16 protein-coding genes are annotated in these 17,526 nt (G+C 42.7%); 9 read left to right on the forward strand and 7 right to left on the reverse strand.

The window, feature by feature from the left end:
* The first annotated feature begins 115 nt into the window (after nucleotides 1–115).
* On the forward strand, nucleotides 116–2,158 hold the full coding sequence (locus tag PSH41_RS16530) for a glycoside hydrolase family 97 protein (RefSeq protein ID WP_273589536.1): 2,043 nt from the start codon (nucleotides 116–118) through the stop codon (nucleotides 2,156–2,158).
* A gap of 45 nt (nucleotides 2,159–2,203) precedes the next feature.
* Here the strand turns inward: PSH41_RS16530 and envZ are convergent, their stop codons facing one another.
* Together envZ and ompR are read right to left on the reverse strand one after the other, a co-directional pair.
* The gene (gene envZ / locus PSH41_RS16535; protein ID WP_024033891.1) at nucleotides 2,204–3,520 is read right to left on the reverse strand and encodes a two-component system sensor histidine kinase EnvZ; all 1,317 of its coding nucleotides are present in this window, start codon (nucleotides 3,518–3,520) and stop codon (nucleotides 2,204–2,206) included.
* Between the two features lie 5 nt (nucleotides 3,521–3,525).
* On the reverse strand, nucleotides 3,526–4,245 hold the full coding sequence (ompR, locus tag PSH41_RS16540; RefSeq protein WP_004587537.1) for an osmolarity response regulator transcription factor OmpR: 720 nt from the start codon (nucleotides 4,243–4,245) through the stop codon (nucleotides 3,526–3,528).
* Nucleotides 4,246–4,695: 450 nt separating this feature from the next.
* Here ompR and greB point away from each other — a divergent pair, with 450 nt between their 5' ends.
* The 4 genes from greB (at nucleotide 4,696) to PSH41_RS16560 (ending at nucleotide 8,778) form a co-directional block, all read left to right on the forward strand.
* On the forward strand, nucleotides 4,696–5,169 hold the full coding sequence (gene greB / locus PSH41_RS16545) for a transcription elongation factor GreB (protein ID WP_004588245.1): 474 nt from the start codon (nucleotides 4,696–4,698) through the stop codon (nucleotides 5,167–5,169).
* 132 nt (nucleotides 5,170–5,301) lie between these two features.
* Nucleotides 5,302–5,613, forward strand: coding sequence for a hypothetical protein (locus PSH41_RS16550; protein WP_029774183.1), 312 nt, complete (start codon nucleotides 5,302–5,304; stop codon nucleotides 5,611–5,613).
* Nucleotides 5,614–5,663: 50 nt separating this feature from the next.
* The gene (locus tag PSH41_RS16555; protein WP_004588243.1) at nucleotides 5,664–6,245 is read left to right on the forward strand and encodes a CBS domain-containing protein; all 582 of its coding nucleotides are present in this window, start codon (nucleotides 5,664–5,666) and stop codon (nucleotides 6,243–6,245) included.
* 211 nt (nucleotides 6,246–6,456) lie between these two features.
* Nucleotides 6,457–8,778: a Tex family protein gene (locus PSH41_RS16560; RefSeq protein ID WP_248463135.1), complete on the forward strand. Its 2,322-nt coding sequence runs from the start codon at nucleotides 6,457–6,459 to the stop codon at nucleotides 8,776–8,778.
* 83 nt (nucleotides 8,779–8,861) lie between these two features.
* Here the strand turns inward: PSH41_RS16560 and PSH41_RS16565 are convergent, their stop codons facing one another.
* The 3 genes from PSH41_RS16565 to bioH all read right to left on the reverse strand — a co-directional run bounded on the left by PSH41_RS16565 (nucleotide 8,862) and on the right by bioH (nucleotide 10,863).
* Nucleotides 8,862–9,722: a putative metalloprotease CJM1_0395 family protein gene (locus tag PSH41_RS16565; protein ID WP_273589537.1), complete on the reverse strand. Its 861-nt coding sequence runs from the start codon at nucleotides 9,720–9,722 to the stop codon at nucleotides 8,862–8,864.
* A 5-nt stretch (nucleotides 9,723–9,727) separates the two neighbouring features.
* Complete coding sequence (locus PSH41_RS16570; RefSeq protein WP_004588240.1) at nucleotides 9,728–10,036, reverse strand: hypothetical protein; 309 nt, start codon at nucleotides 10,034–10,036, stop codon at nucleotides 9,728–9,730.
* An 89-nt stretch (nucleotides 10,037–10,125) separates the two neighbouring features.
* Nucleotides 10,126–10,863 carry a pimeloyl-ACP methyl ester esterase BioH gene (gene bioH / locus PSH41_RS16575; protein ID WP_273589538.1) on the reverse strand — a complete coding sequence of 246 codons (738 nt, stop codon included), beginning with the start codon at nucleotides 10,861–10,863 and terminating at the stop codon, nucleotides 10,126–10,128.
* 73 nt (nucleotides 10,864–10,936) lie between these two features.
* Between bioH and PSH41_RS16580 the strand changes: the two genes are divergently transcribed.
* Entirely contained in the window at nucleotides 10,937–11,614 is a 678-nt protein-coding gene (locus tag PSH41_RS16580; protein WP_273589539.1) for a ComF family protein, read from the forward strand.
* A gap of 8 nt (nucleotides 11,615–11,622) precedes the next feature.
* On the opposite strand, the gene PSH41_RS16585 is transcribed toward PSH41_RS16580, so the two are convergent.
* On the reverse strand, nucleotides 11,623–14,178 hold the full coding sequence (locus PSH41_RS16585) for a M14 metallopeptidase family protein (RefSeq protein WP_273589540.1): 2,556 nt from the start codon (nucleotides 14,176–14,178) through the stop codon (nucleotides 11,623–11,625).
* Between the two features lie 146 nt (nucleotides 14,179–14,324).
* Here PSH41_RS16585 and nfuA point away from each other — a divergent pair, with 146 nt between their 5' ends.
* Both nfuA and PSH41_RS16595 read left to right on the forward strand, forming a co-directional pair.
* Entirely contained in the window at nucleotides 14,325–14,900 is a 576-nt protein-coding gene (gene nfuA, locus PSH41_RS16590; RefSeq protein ID WP_096042447.1) for a Fe-S biogenesis protein NfuA, read from the forward strand.
* Nucleotides 14,901–14,906: 6 nt separating this feature from the next.
* Entirely contained in the window at nucleotides 14,907–15,176 is a 270-nt protein-coding gene (locus PSH41_RS16595; protein WP_029774191.1) for a hypothetical protein, read from the forward strand.
* A 9-nt stretch (nucleotides 15,177–15,185) separates the two neighbouring features.
* Here PSH41_RS16595 and PSH41_RS16600 read toward each other — a convergent pair whose 3' ends face one another.
* On the reverse strand, nucleotides 15,186–16,457 hold the full coding sequence (locus PSH41_RS16600) for an MATE family efflux transporter (protein WP_054983329.1): 1,272 nt from the start codon (nucleotides 16,455–16,457) through the stop codon (nucleotides 15,186–15,188).
* A gap of 42 nt (nucleotides 16,458–16,499) precedes the next feature.
* On the opposite strand from PSH41_RS16600, the gene PSH41_RS16605 reads away from it, so the two are divergent.
* The gene (locus PSH41_RS16605) at nucleotides 16,500–17,525 is read left to right on the forward strand and encodes a polysaccharide deacetylase family protein (protein WP_248443676.1); all 1,026 of its coding nucleotides are present in this window, start codon (nucleotides 16,500–16,502) and stop codon (nucleotides 17,523–17,525) included.
* Nucleotide 17,526 lies beyond the last annotated feature (1 nt).

A 17,526-nucleotide genomic window follows, 5' to 3' on the forward strand; every position in this document is an offset into this window, starting at 1 on the left:
AAACCGTTAAATTCTTTCTATTTTTTAAAACATTGAATACGTATGTAGACAGTCGTATTAACAACTCAGTGCCATTATCCTTAAAGGTCACCACCGACTCATCAAAGGACACACAATGAGAACATCCGCACTTTTACTACTGGCGTTTGCTGGCAATAGCTTTGCACAAACCGCTGTAGTTGAATCACCAAACTCACAAATAAAAGTGACTATTTCAGATGAAAATAGCGCACCAAGCTACGTTATTAGCTTTAAAAACAAACCAGCTATAAACGCATCGCGCCTAGGTTTTGAATTTAAAACCCAAGCCGCATTTAGCGATGGTTTTAAAATTACCCATGTTAAGCAGCAAAGCGTAAATACCCAGTGGCAACAACCTTGGGGCGAGCGACAAACGGTTACTGATAAACACAACGAAGTTGCGGTTACGTTTACAAAAAGCGAGCCTAACGCTGCAACCTACACAGTGCGCTTTAGAGCTTTTGATAGTGGCGTTGGGTTTAGATACGAAGTACCAAAACAAGCAGGCTTTGAGCAAACACACATTACCAAAGAACTCACCGAATTTGCCATTAACAATAACAACAATGCCACCGCATGGTGGATACCCGCCCGCGGCTGGAACCGATACGAATACGTTTACAACACCACCGCATTAAATGACGTCCCCCTTGCACACACGCCGTTTACCTTAAAAACCAATGACGGTACCCATATAAGCATTCATGAAGCAGCCTTAGTGGATTACGCAGGCATGGTGCTTAATCAGCGTCGCCCAGGCACTTTTAATGCCGATTTAACACCGTGGTCAGACGGCATTGCCGTTAAAAAACAAGGTGCGTTTAATACCCCTTGGCGCACTATTCAAATTGCCGACAGCGCGGTGGGCTTAGTCAATTCAGACATAATATTAAATTTAAACGAGCCTAATAAACTAGGCGATGTGTCGTGGGTAAAACCTGGCAAATACGTGGGTATTTGGTGGGGCATGCATATAAACACGCAAACCTGGGGCAGCGGCGAAAAACACGGTGCCACAACACAAACCACTAAGTACTACATGGATTTTGCCGCAGAATATGGCTTTGATGGCGTACTAGTAGAAGGCTGGAACATAGGCTGGGACGGTGACTGGTTTTTTAATGGCGATGTATTTAGTTTTACACAACCCTACGACGACTTTGATATAGCGGCCCTTACTCAATACGGCAAACAAAAAGGCGTGCAGTTAATTGGCCACCACGAAACATCGGGTAATGTAAGTAACTATCGCGACCAAATGGAGGATGCCTTTGCCCTTTACGAAAAATCAAACGTAAGCCAAGTTAAAACGGGCTATGTAGCGGATGGCGGTCACATAAAACGCATAGACGAAAACGGCATTGCCCGTCATGAGTGGCACGACGGCCAATTTATGGTTAACGAGTACCTTTACAACGTAGAGCTGGCTGCTAAACATAAAATTAGTATTAACACCCACGAGCCAATAAAAGACACCGGCCTGCGCCGTACCTACCCAAACTGGATTGCGCGCGAAGGGGCACGCGGCCAAGAGTTTAATGCATGGGGCACGCCACCTAACCCACCAGAGCACATTCCTATGCTGGCTTTTACCCGTATGCTGGCAGGGCCTATGGACTTTACCCCTGGCATTTTCGATATGGGCTTTAATGGCTTAGGCGATGATACAAACCGCCCGCAAACAACACTTGCCAAGCAACTTGCACTTTATGTTGTGCTGTATAGCCCAATTCAAATGGCCGCCGACTTACCTAAAAACTATTTAGCCAAGCCTGATGCATTTCAATTTATTCAAGACGTACCAACCGATTGGCAGCAAAGTATTGCGCTTGATGGCGAAGTGGGCGACTTTATTGTTTTTGCCCGTAAAGAGCGCAAACGCGATAAATACTCAGGAAACGATTGGTACTTAGGCGCCGTAACCGACGAGAAAGCCCGAACTATTGAGGTAAAACTCGACTTTTTAGAAAAGGGTAAAAAGTTTGAAGCGCACATATACCAAGACGGTAAAAACGCTGAATGGAAAAACAATCCGTACGATTTAGATATCAAAAAGCGCGTAGTTAGCGCAAACGATAAGCTAACTTTAAAACTAGCAACAAGTGGTGGTACAGCAATCCGCTTTAAAGCACTTTAAGTTTTAATACTATTAACGTTATGGAAATAGCCAACTCTGCACAGCTTACTGTGCAGAGTTTTGTATTTTTATAGGTAAATAAATTTGTGCACTTAGGCCGCCTTCTGGGCGGTTTTCTAGCTTAACTTTACCATCGTGCATATCAATAATACGCTTAATAATGGCAAGGCCTAAACCACTCCCCTCACTACCACGCGCAGTGTCACCCTGTTTAAAAGGCTCAAACACCGATTCTAGTTCGCTTTCTGGTATACCGGGGCCGTTATCGTTTACCGCTATCACAACGTATTTTTTGTTTGAATTAAAGTAGCTTAATACTTCTATATCGCCATCGGAATAGCGCAGCGCGTTTTCAATCATGTTAGTAATTACACGCTTAATAGCCACACTACTTAACGGAACAAGCCCTACGCTGGGGTTGCCTTTAAAGGTAATAACGCGTTGCTGTTTAAGCTCACAATTAACCACTTCAGTCACTAGCGCGTTTATATCTTCGCAAGCAAGCTCATCTGTTTTGTGGTGGCGTAAATACTCAATAAATTGATCGATAATGCCGTTCATATCTTCAATATCGTAAATAATGCCTTCGCGAAGGTAGTCATCTTCATCGTTCATCATTTCGGTGGCAAGGCGGATACGAGTAAGCGGGGTGCGTAAATCGTGAGAAACACCGGCCATGAGTAAACGGCGATCGTTTTCAAGAGCAGCAATACCGCGCGACATTTGGTTAAATGCACGGGTAACTTCTATTACTTCACTGGAGCCTTCTTCTTCAAGCTTACTACTAAAATCGCCCTTACCCACTTTCACGGCTGCTTGCTGCAACGCCTTTAATGGGCGGTTTAAGTGCCGAGCAAATAGCCAGCCGCCTAACACACTTAAAAAACCAATACTTGATAAGTAAAACGTTAAAAATTCAAGGTTATTTTCTTGATACCCGCTAAGCGGTACTTTTACCCAGTAACCGGGTGCTTGCGGCGCTTCTACCCAATAAATCAGCGGGTCGGTTTGACTAATACGCACCCGAGCAGAACCATTTAATTGCTCAGACATACTACGCGACAGCATCGAGTATTCTCGGGTTTGACCCAGCCCTTGGCGCATTGCCTCGCGCTGCGTCATCACTTCTATACCTGTAATTTCAAAAAACTTTTCAGATACTTCGTCGTTTATTTCTACGCCGTCTTCCCAGTCTATAAATACCGTTTTAATTTGCTTAGCGAGCATTAAATTTACTTGCTCTATGGTTGGTTTTACAACGTAAAAGCTCACCGTTACATACGACACTATTTGGTTAATTAGCAGTAAAGCGGCCACTAAAAATACAGTTTGGCCAAACGCACTACGCGGAAAAAATCCCATATAAACTACTTATCACCGTCAGGAACAAACACATAACCCAAACCCCATACAGTTTGAATATAGCGCGGGTTGGCAGCATCTACTTCTATCATGCGGCGCAGTCGCGATACTTGCACATCAATACTGCGCTCAAGCGCACTGTAATCTCGCCCACGGGCAAGGTTCATTAGTTTATCGCGGCTCAGTGGCTCGCGCGGGTGCGATACAAGCGCTTTAAGTACGGCAAATTCACCGCTGGTGAGTGAAATGGTTTTATCGCCCTCGCTCATTTCGCGCGTGGCTAAATTAAGCGTAAATTGACCAAAGGCTATTAAGTTTTCTTCTGCTGCGGGTGCGCCCGGTACTTCTTTGGCGCGGCGGCGTAAAATAGCTTTTATGCGAGCCAGTAATTCGCGCGGGTTAAACGGTTTCGGGATGTAGTCGTCTGCGCCTAGTTCAAGGCCTATAATACGGTCGACCTCATCGCCTTTTGCTGTCAGCATCACAATAGGGATTTCGTTTTCTTTTTGGCGTAGCCGACGGCAAATAGATAAACCATCTTCGCCTGGTAGCATTAGATCAAGCACCATTAAGTGAAAGTTCTCTCGCTCAATAAGTCTATCCATTTGCTCTGAGTTTGCGGCGGTTCTAACAATAAAGCCTTGCTCTACTAAATAACGCTCTAGTAAGCTGCGCAGGCGCATATCGTCATCTACAACTAATACTTTTGTGGTTTCGTGTCCCATTGCGTGTTTCTTATTTTTATTTCCAATTAATAGTTAATATAAATGAAAAACTTAATAATCAAAATCTAATTGCGCGCTTAGATTGTTACTGAACATTTCAAAGTTGTATTATTAGGGCGTGTTGACCTTTGCGGATTGAAATTTGTTCAATCTAGGGGCGATTAAATCGCGGCGCGAGCTTTGTAACCTAGTGGGCTAAGTAAAAACCGAGTAACAAAGAGTTTATCGCCCCTAGGCAGAACCCGAAGGGCAGCGCATGTTTGGCATTTATGCTGCGTTATCACCTATTTATGGGGAATAACCACACTTCATAGGCTCTGCCTTGCCTAAAAACCAAACACACTGCTGCAAATTCGACCATCAAAGAACAACACGCCCTAAAGTTTACACTCGACAAATTTTAGCAATTTTAATAACGTGCACAGCATTAGAGTTAATGAATAAAAGCCCATGAAAACAAATTTAATAACCCGCGAAGGTTACTTACAATTACAGCAAGAGCACGACCATTTATGGAACGTTAAACGCCCTGAAGTCACTAAAATAGTGAGTTGGGCGGCAAGCCTTGGCGATCGCTCAGAAAATGCAGACTATCAATATAATAAACGCTTACTGCGCCAAATTGATCGCCGTGTTCGGTATTTGCGCAAACGCTTACCCGATTTAAAAGTTATTGATTACTCGCCGCAGCAAGACGGTAAAGTATTTTTTGGCGCATGGGTAGAAATAGAAAACGAGCAAGGCGAGGTTAAAAAATTTAGAATTGTAGGGCCTGATGAAATATACGACCGTAAAGACTACATATCAATTGACTCACCTATGGCGCGCGCCCTGATAAAAAAACAAGTAGACGATGATTTTGAGGTACCTACACCGCAAGGTAAAAAAGAATGGTATGTAAATAGTATTGAATATCAAAAATAGTCCCCCATAACATTATTAATAAATAACTACTTTGATTCAGATCAGGTAAATTTTTTATTGTGTAATATATCTCATTAGGATATATATTGGTTTAGCAGGTTTATCTTTAACCTGATTTTTAAGGTAGTGGCTATGTCAAACTTAGTACAGCGCATATGTAGTAATGCCGTATTGTTTGCACTTTTAATGAGTGTGAGTTTGACTCTGCATGCCAATACCACCGAAGTAAGTATAGATAACGCCAGTGTATCTAATCATTTTATCGCTTGTGAATTTCCTGACCAAGCAACCCCCGACATTGACTTAGATTCTCATGTTAATGCATTTGCTATTAGGTTGTTTCAACCGCTACCTAATGCTGTTTCATCTTTTTACCAAAGTACAAACCTATACCGTCCTTTTAGTACGGCATATCAACGTGGTCCACCTAGCTATTTAATTTAATTCACAATTTTACTTTTTGATTAAATTTTATAACTAATAAGGTGACTACTATGTCTAACTTTAAAGAATTACGTACCCAAAATATTTCTCATGGCGTTATTGCAAGCACGTTTGAAGATCAACAAGCCACTATTGATTTAACATCTCCGGCTTTAACCGTAATCAATAACTTTACCCAAAAAACGCCAATTCGCGCTCAATACGACACTCCTATCAGCGAGGCGCTTAAACAAGTACTAGCAGAGCATTCTGACTATGTATTGGTGACTGATGATGCGCAAAAATTAATTGGTATTGTTTCAAGTGCCGACCTACAAAGCGCTAAAATTACGGCCATTGCACAGCGTTTAAATACCAGCCGCAATGAAGTGAGCTTACGCTACATTATGACACCTATTAGCCAACTTAATGGCGTAAGTATGCAAAGCCTAAGCTATGCAAGTATTGGCGATGCACTACAAACAATGGAGCATCAAGGCAGCATGTTTTTATTAGCAACAACCACTAATAACGAAATATGCGGGTTAATTTCGGCGCGTCAAATAGCTAAAACGTTACACATTCCAGTGCATATTACCCCTATTGCTCACACGTTTAGTGATGTTTTAGAAAGCGTAGAGCACCCTCACTAAAGCGCGCTTTTACGCTTTGTAAGCTCAGCCAAGCCAACCATCTTAAAGCAAGCAAAATTGCTTGCTTTAAGAGCTTTTTATTACAACCTGCTGTGATATTATTCAACTAATAAATACCTACCAAACTCATTAAATAGCAACTTTAATAAGCTGGGTATAACAGTACCAGAGGGATTTTCTGGTTTTATTTTTTGTATTAAAAGGTTTATGCATGAGCGATATCTCTGCACGTTTAGCCACTGAGCTAAATGCACAACAGCAACAAGTTGTTGCTGCTACAAAATTACTTGATGAAGGCGCAACGGTTCCTTTTATTGCGCGTTACCGTAAAGAAATTACCGGTGGATTAGACGACACGCAATTACGCCTTTTAGAGCAACGTTTGTCGTACTTGCGCGAGCTTGAAGAGCGCCGCAGCTTTATTTTATCAACCATCGAATCGCAAAATAAATTAACGCCAGCACTGAGTGCCGATATTACCAGCGCACAAAGTAAAACTGAGCTTGAAGATTTATACCTTCCTTATAAAGCTAAGCGTCGTACCAAAGGGCAAATAGCCATTGAAGCAGGCCTTGAGCCACTTGCCGATGCGCTATTTAACGACGCAAACTTAGAGCCAGAGCAACAAGCGCAGCAGTTTATAAATGCCGACAAAGGCATTGCTGATACCAAAGCAGCCCTTGATGGCGCTAAATTTATTTTAATGGAACGCTTTGCAGAAGATGCCAAGTTATTAGCTAAATTTAGAAGCCACATTAGCCAACACGGCGCTATACAAAGCACACTTATTGACGGCCAAGAGCAAGCCGGTAGCAAATACCGCGACTACTTTGACCATCAAGAACCTCTTAAAAAGGTCCCTTCTCACCGCGCACTTGCTATGTTGCGCGCGCGTAACGAAGGTATTTTGCAGCTGAGTATTAACCCAGAGCCAAGCAGCGAAAATTCAGCCCAGCTATGCGCGCAAATGATTGCTGATCACTACCGCTTAGATGTGAAATATAAAGCAGCTAGCGCATGGCTATTAAGTGTTGTGCAGTGGGCATGGAAAATAAAGCTTGGCCTACACCTAGAAAATGAATTTTTAGCAGCCATGCGAGAAAAAGCCGAAACCGGCGCTATAGATGTATTTGCTAAAAACTTAAAAGACTTACTTATGGCCGCCCCTGCTGGGCCGCGTACCACGCTTGGTCTAGATCCTGGTTTGCGAACTGGCTGTAAAATTGCCGTAGTTGATGGCACAGGTAAGTTGCTTACAACCCAAACTATTTTCCCCCACGCACCACAAAATCACTGGGAAAAATCGTTACGTACATTAGAGCAACTATGTCGCCAGCATAAAGTAGAACTTATTGCGATTGGTAACGGAACCGCATCACGCGAGTCTGACAAGCTAGTAGGCGAACTTATTAAGGCCAATGCTGAGCTTAAATTAAACAAAATTATGGTAAGCGAAGCCGGCGCGTCTGTTTACTCTGCGTCTGAATTTGCAGCGAATGAATTTCCTAACTTAGATGTGTCTTTGCGTGGCGCGGTATCTATTGCGCGTCGCCTGCAGGACCCACTTGCCGAGCTTGTTAAAATTGAGCCAAAATCAATTGGTGTAGGCCAATACCAGCACGATGTATCGCAAAGCCAATTAGGCCAAACACTGACCGCAGTGGTAGAAGACTGTGTAAACTCAGTGGGTGTTGATTTAAATATGGCCTCGGTGCCGCTTCTTACTCGCGTATCGGGGTTAAATAAAACCTTAGCGCAAAATATAGTAAATTACCGCGACACTAACGGCACGTTTACTAAGCGTAGCGAACTTAAAAAAGTTGAGCGTTTAGGACCTAAGGCGTTTGAACAAGCAGCAGGCTTTTTGCGTATTAATCAGGGTAAAGACCCACTTGATAACTCATCAGTTCACCCTGAGGCTTATCCTGTTGTTAAACTTATTTGTGAGCGTAACAACCTTGATGTAAATAGCTTAATAGGCAATAGCGAGTTTTTAAATAAGCTGGTTGCTAATGACTACACCGACGAGAAGTTTGGTTTACCTACCGTTACCGACATCATTAAAGAGCTAGATAAGCCTGGGCGCGATCCTCGTCCTGAGTTTAAAACTGCTGAATTTAAAGCCGGTGTAGAAAAAATCACAGACCTAAAACCCGGTATGATTTTAGAAGGTGTGGTTTCTAACGTTGCTAACTTTGGTGCGTTTGTTGATGTTGGTGTTCACCAAGATGGCCTAGTGCATATTTCAGCAATTACTAATAAGTTTATCTCTGATCCGCGCGAAGTAGTAAAAGCCGGTGACATTGTAAAAGTAAAAGTGGTTGAGGTAGATGCCCCACGTAAACGCATTAGCTTTACTATGCGCTTAGATGATGAAATAGACACAAGCAATAAACCCGCTGCCGCGCCGCAAAAGCAACGCAGTAATCAGGGCCAGCAACCGCGTGCAGCAAAACCAAAGCGCGATAACGGTAACGCCATGATGGGTAATGCCTTTGCCGATGCATTTGCTAATGCAAAAGTAAAAAAATAATACCCGTTTACTTCACTAAGTGATGACTCCTTAAACTAAAAAGCCGCTCATTGAGCGGCTTTTTTAATAATGCTTAGCTGGTGTTAACCAAACGCAGAAAAACCACTCTCGTTTTGGGGTGAGCTAGTCATTTGATAAAAATTAGCTATACGACCAGCTCGTGCGTCTACTTCAGGGTCGCGTGCTTGCTCGGAATTAGTATCGCTTTGAGACTCAGCGGTGCTGGTTTCGTTTATTGATAACGCACCTTGTGGCTCTTGTGCTTGCGCTTCATCGTCAGCAGGGGCTGATAATTCAGCTTGCGCTGCGGCCATTTTTTGGGTTGCATCAGCGGCAATGGCTCTATCGGCACTAGAAGGTTCAGCAGGGGCAAGTGCGGCTGCACGTACCGTTTGCATTTTATCTATAGTGGCTTGCGGATCGCCGGGGATTTCAGATACATCAATTTGTACCTCACCGCCAACAGCGTAATTAGTGCCATCTGGTCCGCGTTGGTATTCATAACTTGGTGAGCCTGCGTACTGCCCACCCACCGATGCATGAGCTTGTTCGTGCACACGCACTTCAGTATCGCGCGCTTTAAGCTCTTCAATTTGCTGCTGTTCTAATTCTAGCTGTTGCTGTTCTTGCTCTTCTTCGGGTGTCTCTTCGCTTGCTTGTTGGTTTTGTTGCTGTTCGCTATCTGAATCTTCGCTGCCTTGCTGGCGCTGCTCAACAGCTTGCTCATCACTGAGTTTACCGGTTGCATCATAGGTGGCGGCTTCTGCACTGCTTGGCAGTTTTGCTTTATCAGCATCGCTTTGCGCTTTGGTTTCGGTATTACTGGCGCTATTGGGTGCAGGGGCAGGAATAACTTCGCGCAGTTGGTTGTCACGCCGAGCGGTTTCCGTATAAACATTGGCAGTGTTTATATTGATAGACGGAAATGGCGTGACAATATTCATAACGTTTAAACTTTAATATCGATTAGCGTACCAAGCACTTCATCTGCAGTTTGAATAGATTGCGTGTTTGCCTTGGCATTAAACTCTTCAACTTTTAAATTAACAAGCGCTTCGTCAACCCGAGCTGGTTGTGCAACAGGCGCTGTTACAGCCTCTTCAGGTCGCGCAGCTGTTAACTGGCGCTGTTGGGCTAGTTGCGTATCGTCTTGCTCTTCAATGGTGGCACGGTTTATCTCTGCGCTTGCTCGTTCTATACCTTGGCTTGCACGATTAAACCCTTCTACACCACTATTAAATACTGAACCAATAGCCATGCTGTACCTCCAAAAAATAAATATTGTTTAATTATCGCTCACTTCATGGGCAAAATAAAGCTTTAAACAGTACCTTTCTTTAGGCTATTTTAAAGCATTGATTTAACGGCAGATAAAAACTCTTTTTTATGAGAAATAAACGGTGCATGGGAGGCTTTGTCTAGTACTTCGTATTCAAACTCAGTATTTAGTGCTGCCATTTTATTAATTGCTTTGTAAGGTACCAGCGCATCTAAACGGCCAAATATCGCTTTTACAGGCACTGGGCAATGCGCAAATACGTTGCGTAAATCATCATTTTGTAAAATATTTAAGCCCGCACTTAATGCCTCACTTTTAGGCGCGCTGTACTGATTTAGCAAGTGCTTTAGCTGCTTTATATCATCGCGTGCCGACTCACTACCCATGGCCTGAATAGCTAAAAAGCGCTCTATGGTTTTTTCTCGCTGATTAACTAATTGCTCTTTAAATTGCTCAAGCACGCTGGCTTTTATGCCGGGCCAATCATCTGCCTCGGCAAAAAAAGGGCTTGAGGCAACTAAAATTACTTTTGATACTTTATTTGGCCAATGTTTAGCAATAAAAAGTGCAAACAATCCTCCTAGCGACCAGCCCATTAATATAGAGCCAGGGCTAAGTTGCTCGCTTACGATTTCAGCTGCATCGTGTAAATTATAAGGACTTGGGCAGCTATTGCTGTTGCCAAAGCCAGGCAGGTCAATGCTGCGCACCGAGCCACTGTATAAAAACGTCAACTCTGGCTGCACTAATTGCCATACGCCTTGGTTCATGCCCCAACCATGTAATAAAACTAACTCGCTTTGCATATTTGCCTAACCTTAACCAAACTTAGCCACATCATAACGCTTACATTGACGAAAGCAACGCAAGGAGCAGCCAATGCAACACTCATTTTTTAATTGGTTATTTCCCTCTTATTGCGTGCAATGTCAGGAAGTTATTAATGCTCAAGAGGGGTTGTGCGACTATTGCTTAACGGATTTAAGCGTGTTTGATTTAAATAAACACAGTAATTTATTGCACCGCCCGGATATTGTAGAAATGTTTCCGCATTGCGAATTTGATAAGCTCTTAGCCTGTGCTTTTTATCAGCCCCCTTTTGAGCATTGGCTTAAACGGCTCAAATTTAATAATCAAATTCACTATAAAAAAGCGCTGCAACAAGTAATTAAACGCCAACTATCGGTGTTTTTTGAAAATTTAACTACCCAGCCCGACATAGCTATTATTTTACCTTTGCACCGAGGGCGCTTTTTAACGCGCGGGTTTAATCAGGTAAGCCAAGTGTGGCAACCGTGTTTGGCAAAACATATTTGTATAAGTAATGCGCTAATACGCAATAAAGCCACGCAAGCACAGTCACAATTATCTAGATCCAAGCGGATTAAAAATGTAAAAAATGCCTTTGTATGTACACAAGATATGAGCGGTAAAACGGTGGTTATTGTAGATGATGTAATGACCACAGGCGCCACGCTCAACGCGGCTACCCGAGTATTAAAACAAGCGGGCGCTAAACAAGTCTGGGCTTTTGCTACATGTTTAACGCCACTTTAAAGGTGTAGTTAATCACCTCTCACTCTAAATGTGTGGCCAAAAAATAAAGCATTACTGAGTAATCGGCTTGTGCCGTACCAGTATCCTCTAAATACAGGGTTATCTGTCATCGCAATAACACTGCCACGCCCGTATGAGTGGGCCATCATGGCTGCTGCACCGGCAATTTGCTGCTCATTTACGCCATCGGTAAACCCTGCTAATAGTGGTTTTTGCGGGTAAGTGAGTATGTTTACAAACGGGGCGGATGATTTTTCTAATAACCAGGTACTATTTTTAAATACAGGCAGCGTTTCACGATTAAGCGAAAACGTTAGTGGATGCGTGGTGTCTACATCGGTATTAAAAATAGCGCCGGCTATGCGTTGTCGCCCAGCTAAATGATCTTTATCTGCGTAATTTAGCCCTTGAGTATTAAAAGTGCTGGCTACATCTTGCCTAGATAAATAATTAGCCTTAAGTAATTGCTGATCAGCTAAAAATTTAGCGCCGCCTTTGTGGCCCCAAATTACGCCGCCTTTTCTTACCCAGCTTTTAATGGCAACTTTATCACTATCGGGTAAGCCTGAATAATTGCCATTAGCTAGTACAATGTGGCTGTAATTATTTAAATCTAAGCTACCTAAACGCTCCATTTCTACTATGGTCGGAGAAATACCAACAAAGCGGTCAAGGTAATACCATACTTCACCCGCTTCGTATTGGCTTACGCCTTTACCGCCCACAAGCAGTACTTTTGGCTCGTTTAATACCGCCATAGTGCGCGAGCCTAAATCGGCGCCTTTCCCTGTAAGACCAGTGGTAATAGGCTTTATCGCAATACCAAACTGGGTTTGAGCATCGTTTAAAATAGCCACCCAATCAGGGTTCGTCTGCAGCCCTGCGGGGACAATAATGCTGCCAGGTGCAAAGTCTATTTCGGTGGTGCTGCTTTTAGCTGTTAAGGCGCTTAACGCGACACGCGCTTTAATGCCTTGCTTTAGCAAGCTATTTAGCATTTTAGGCGCTAAGTAATCGTCCCAGGCAAAGCCAAATGCATAACTTTGCTTTAACGCAGCAAATGATGGTTTAACTGCTTTTTGCCACGCAGTGCTGGCTACTTCTAAGCCCCAACTACTTTTTACTTGTGCAAACTCTAAATTAAAAGCATGGGCGAGTGTCCAGCCTGACACATCATAAAATGTGTTATCGGCAAAACTTTTTTGCTCACTAAAAATAGCTTTTACTAAACGAAACTGTGGCTGAGCTAACGGCACAAAATAGCTCTGAGTGCTAAAGTTTTTGCCATTGGCTTTTAGCGCTTTTGTAAGTGGATAGGCGTTAATTTGATGCTGCTTTAACAGGTTTAAAAATAGTTTAATCCGGGTGTTGTCTTTAGCGCCCTCAACCACATAGCCTTCAAAACTTTCATCATGTGCTAAATCAACTGCTTGGTTATAAAATTTAGCCTGATAGGTTAATAGCGCCTCGTGGTTATCTACCGCTGCTTTAAAGGTTGACAGGCTTGTTAATAACTGATTTTTAATAGTAAAAGGAAACGTAAGCGTACCATTTATGGTTTCTTGTACATGCCCACGTGAGCTGGCTTGCTCAAATAAAATACCTATACCGCCGTTTACATCGGGGTAGGTTGAACCCTTGCCGTAATAAAAGTCGTCAAAGCTTTCTTCGGTAAAATAAAGGGCATTATTTTTATCTAAAGTTTTAGCATGGTAATTGGCTATGGCTTTAGTAAGCGTTACGTTTTCATCTGGGGTAATTGGGTGCTTGCGACTGGCAATGCCAGGTTGAAAAAAGTAACTGCTATTTGGGCCCATTTCATGAAAATCGGTAAGAATATTTGGCTTCCATTGATGAAACTTAGCAATGCGTGCACGCGACTCTGGGTGTTGTAGTAATAACCAATCGCGGTTTAAATCAAACCAATAGTGATTTGTACGGCTACTTGGCCAGCTTTCTACGTGTTCACGCGTTTTAGGGTCGCTTGATAAGTTCATCCCCCGATTACTATTAGCCCAATTAGCAAAGCGAGCCAAGCCATCGGGGTTAAGTGAAGGGTCGAGCAAAATAACGGTATTATTTAATAGTTTTTCTATTTCTGGGCCTTGCGCTGCAGCAAGGTAATACGCAACCAATAAAGCGGCATTGCTGCCTGATGACTCATTGCCATGCACACTGTATCCCATCCAAACTACAGCAGGCTCATTTTGTGTGTTTTTAGCTTGCTCACTGTTTGTTAAACGGGCTAAGTGCGCTTGGCGAATTTGCTCTAAGTTAGCTAGTTTTTCAGCGCTGCTAATACTTAGCATCACAAGCGGACGTTGCTCGTGTGTGCGCCCTATTACTTCAAAATTTATACGATTACTTTTTTGCGCTAGAATTTCCATGTAACGCACCAGTTGGTCGTGCCTTACATGCCACTCACCTACTTCGTAACCAAGTACGTCTTGTGGGGTGGGTATTGTTTTATCAAACTCTACATCTTGTTCAAAATAATACGAAAGTGGTTTTGCCATACTTGAAAAGCTAAGCATTGCCACCATTATAGTTACTATCCAGCGCATATAAATCACTCTAAAAATGTTTGTTATTTGCACGCTAGCATTGCTTAAAATAGATGCCAACTTTTTACGCCCAACACTAGCCGCAACACGATGAGCGGAGTATGATATGCAGTATCCGAGTAATTTAGTCAAGTATAGACGGTTTTATGATTTCTATTTCCGAAACAGCACAAGCGCATTTTGCTAAACTTTTAGCAGATCAAGCACAACAAACTAATATTCGTGTGTTTGTTGTAAACCCTGGTACATCACAAGCGGAATGTGGTGTTTCTTATTGCCCAGAAGACGCCGTAGAAGACAGCGATATTCGTCTTAACTTTAATGGTTTTGATGCCGTAGTAGATACAGAAAGCGCTCCTTTTTTAGAAGAAGCTGAAATTGATTTTGTTACCGACAAAATGGGCACTCAGTTAACTTTAAAAGCGCCTAATGCAAAGGCACGTAAACTAGGCGATAACGCATCGCTAAATGAGCGTGTTCAACACATGCTAGAAACCGAAGTAAACCCACAGCTAGCTAACCACGGTGGCCAAGTAAGCCTAGTTGAAGTAACCGCTGAAGGTATTGCAGTACTTCAATTTGGTGGTGGTTGTAATGGCTGTTCTATGATCGATGTAACGCTTAAAGAAGGCATCGAGAAAGAAATGATTGCAAAGTTTGATGAAATCACCGGTGTTGCCGACATTACCGAGCACCAAGCGGGCGATCACTCTTATTACTAAGCAATAATGTTAAAGCCGCTTATTTATCGCTTAGGGAGCAACCCTAAGTTGAGTTTAACGCGCTTTTTTCGCGGCTTAGCACTGTTTGTGCTAGCCGTGATATTTATTGCCCTTGGCTACTACACCCACTTTAGTTTACAAATTATAGGTGTGGTTATTTTAATCCCGGCATTATTTTTTGCTGCATGGGGTTATAGCGGTATTTTTGCCAATCGTTTCTCGCAAGTTTTAAAAGATATGGGGCCAAAAGATCACGACCCCGACCTATGGAAATGACACGTTCGCTTAATCTAGCAGCTGATTAGTTGCTTTTAACTGCAAATACTTAATAATTAACGTAACGCCGCGCATAAGCATAAAGCAACTCATAGCCAGCCATAACGCATTATTTTGCCACTCTATAAACACCCAAAACACCCCAAAAAAGCCAACAGCAGCAGAAAGAATCATACTGTTACGCATATTTTTTGCCCGTGTAAGCCCTACAAATACGCCATCAAACAAAAAGCAGCTCATTGCTAACATAGGCAATACTATTACCCACGGTAAGTAATTTGTCGCAGCTTCTATTACCTCGGGTACATTGGTTAAAAGCTTAATAATAGCGCTGCCAAATACAGCAAAAAATACGCTGTATAACACGCCAAAAAGCATCCCCCAAAACACACTTATTTTTACCCATAATCTAATGTTATTAACGCTTCGCTGGCCTTTAGCTTGACCAACTTTGGCTTCGCTTGCATAGGCTATTCCATCAAGCGCAAAGCTTACTAACATTAAAAAGTTAAGTAACACGGCATTCGCTGCAAGCGTTGTTTCACCTATGCGGGCGCCATAAAAGGTCATGAAGCTAAAGCATAATTGCAAAATTAAAGAGCGAATAAATATATCTCTATTTAAACTAAGTAGCTCTGCCATTTTGCTAACACTGAGCCAGTTAGGCACGCTTAGCTCCACGCCTTGCTTTTTAGCGAGCTTAATCACTAGTAGCAACGCAAAAGCCAACGCGCTGTAATCTGCAATTAACGACGCCCACGCTGCTCCCGCTACTGCCCAGTCTAAATACACCACAAAATATATATCGAGCACTATGTTGGTAATATTGGTCACTAACAGCAAGTAAAAAGGCCCACGCCCATAATGTACGCCAAGCATCCAGCCAAGCAGCACTAAATTACAAAGTGCGGCAGGGGCACTAAATATACGAATACTAAAATACTGATATGCTTGAGCAAGAACCTCACTATTTGCGCCTGATAAAAATGCAATGGCTTGTTTTATCAAAGGCGATAAGGCAATAAGCGCTAACGCCACACACACGGCAAGTAATAAGCTGCGTTTTAAAAGCGCTGCTAACTGTGTTAAGTTATTTTGCCCGTATGCTTGGGCCACTAACCCTGTGGTGCTCATACGTAAAAAACCGGCGAGCCAAAATAAAATAGAAATAACAGCTGAGCCAAGTGCGATGCCCGCTAAGTAATGTGCGCTACCTAAGTGGCCAATAACAGCGGTATCAACAATTCCTAACAGTGGGACAGTAATATTTGATAATATCATTGGACCCGCTAGCAACAGCAAGCTTTTATGGTGTGCCTTATTATGTTTAAGAAATTGTTTCATTTAGTTTTAATTACTCTCATTTGTTTATCAGTACGTGCTCATGCGGCGGTTATTTTACAGTATCACCATGTAAGCGAAACCCTTCCGGCTGTGACCAGTGTAAGCGCAAATACGTTTACCAAGCATTTGAGCTACTTAAAAGAGCATAATTTTAATGTTATTGCACTAAATGAGCTAATAAGCGCTATACAACAAGGCAAAACCTTACCTGAGAAAACAGTCGCTATCACCTTTGACGATGGTTACAACAATAACTACGAACAGGCAGCGCCTATTTTAGAAAAATTTGCTTACCCCTATACTATTTTTGTAAACCCGACCCTTATTGATGAAGGTAAAGGCTACGTAATGGGGTGGGATAAATTAAAAGAGCTCGCAGGCAAAGGGGCGTTAATTGCCAATCACACTGCCCAGCATGACTACCTGCATATTAAGCTAAAAGGTGAGAGCGATGCACAATGGCAAGCACGTATAAAACAAGATATTTTGCGTTCTCAACAGCGTATTAAAGAAGAAATAGGCCACGACTATAAATACCTAGCGTACCCGTATGGTGAGTTTAATAACAAACTACAAGCGCTTGTAGAAGAGCTTGGCTTTATTGGCATTGGTCAGCACTCAGGCGCTGTAAATAAAAACGCTAACTTTACCCGCTTACCGCGTTTTCCAGCCTCCGGCTTTTACAGTAAATTAGATACGCTAATTACAAAATTAAACTCTCGGGCGTTTAGTATTAAAACCCTAGATTACCAAGACAGTGTAACCTCACAAAACCCACCAACGCTCAGCATTGAGTTTGAAATGGGTGATTTTCATAAAAGTCAGTTTGCGTGTTATGTCTCAAGTGTGGGGCAGGCTAAGTTAACTTGGATAAACGACACAACTGTAAAAATTGACTCTCCAAAGGCGCTAAATAAAGGCCGTTCACGCTTTAATTGTACCGCCCCTTCTATTGAGCACCCTGGTAGTTACTATTGGTTTTCGCAGCCATGGGTTATTCAGTAGC

The sequence above is a fragment of the Pseudoalteromonas sp. CST2 genome, assembly GCF_028599385.1.
GTDB classification, from domain to species: Bacteria; Pseudomonadota; Gammaproteobacteria; order Enterobacterales; family Alteromonadaceae; genus Pseudoalteromonas; species Pseudoalteromonas atlantica.